The sequence below is a fragment of the Mesorhizobium sp. M4B.F.Ca.ET.089.01.1.1 genome, assembly GCF_004022605.1.
Lineage (GTDB): Bacteria > Pseudomonadota > Alphaproteobacteria > Rhizobiales > Rhizobiaceae > Mesorhizobium > Mesorhizobium abyssinicae.
Map to the genome: position 1 here is coordinate 1 of NZ_RZOS01000949.1, position 967 is coordinate 967.

Annotated in this window: 1 protein-coding gene and 1 pseudogene; both read left to right on the forward strand. The window is 67.3% G+C overall.

Annotated elements, in window-relative coordinates:
- On the forward strand, positions 1-687 hold a 687-nt coding region (locus EN780_RS35265; RefSeq protein ID WP_133372911.1), incomplete at its 5' end, for a Gfo/Idh/MocA family oxidoreductase.
- Positions 684-967 (forward strand): annotated as a pseudogene (locus tag EN780_RS35270) (sugar phosphate isomerase/epimerase); the annotation flags it as partial. The gene EN780_RS35265 and the pseudogene EN780_RS35270, both read left to right, overlap by 4 nt.

Below are 967 nucleotides of genomic sequence, written 5' to 3' on the forward strand. Positions count from 1 at the left end.
GGGCGCGTCCATGCCGTCGTGCAGAACCGCCGCTATGTCGCCAATGTCCGGCGCATCCGCCGCTTTCTCGACTCGGGCGCCATCGGCAAGCCGACCAGCATCCATGCCGACTTCTTCGTCGCGCCGCATTTCGGCGGCTTTCGCGAGGAGATGTCCCATGTGCTGCTGCTCGACATGGCGATCCACACCTTCGATGCCGCCCGCTACATGGCCGCCGGCGAGCCGGCCAGCGTCTACTGCCAGGAGTGGGAGCCGGCCAGTTCCTGGTACCGGCAGGGATCGTCGGCGAGCGCCGTCTTCGATTTCGGCGGCGGCAAGGTCTTTACCTATGCGGGCAGCTGGTGCGCCGACGGCTTCCGGACCAGCTGGGAAGGGAGCTGGCGCATCGTCGCCGAGCGCGGCAGCCTGCTCTGGGACGGCTTTGATGGGCTGAAGGCGGAGGTGGTGGCTGCGGGCCGCGACGGCCTGTTCGACAAGACCCAGCCAATCGAGGTGCCGCCACTCGACGCATCCGACCGCGTCGATGGCCATCTCGGCATCATCAGGGATTTCATGCACGCGATCGAAACCGGCGCCGAGCCGGAAACGCGCGGCACCGACAACATCAACAGCCTGGCCATGGTCTTCGGCGCGATCGAAAGCGCCGAGACCGGACGCCGCGTGGCGATCGCCAGGGATGCGCAATGATGCCAAACCCGCTCCTCGACATCAGGATCGGCACCATGGTCAGGGCCAATCTCGACGACCCGGCCGCCTACATCAAACAGATCCTGCCGCTCGGCTTCGAGAGCATCCAGCCCTTCTTCTGGCAGACGCTGGGCGGCAAGGACCTGCCGCGGCTCGCCGGCCAGATCCGCGAGGCGATCGGCGATGCCGACGTCACCGTCTCGTCGATCGGCGTGTTCGGCAATCCGCTGGAGAGCGGCGAGGTCGACCGCGGCGTGCTCGCCGCCTGGGAGACGGTGAT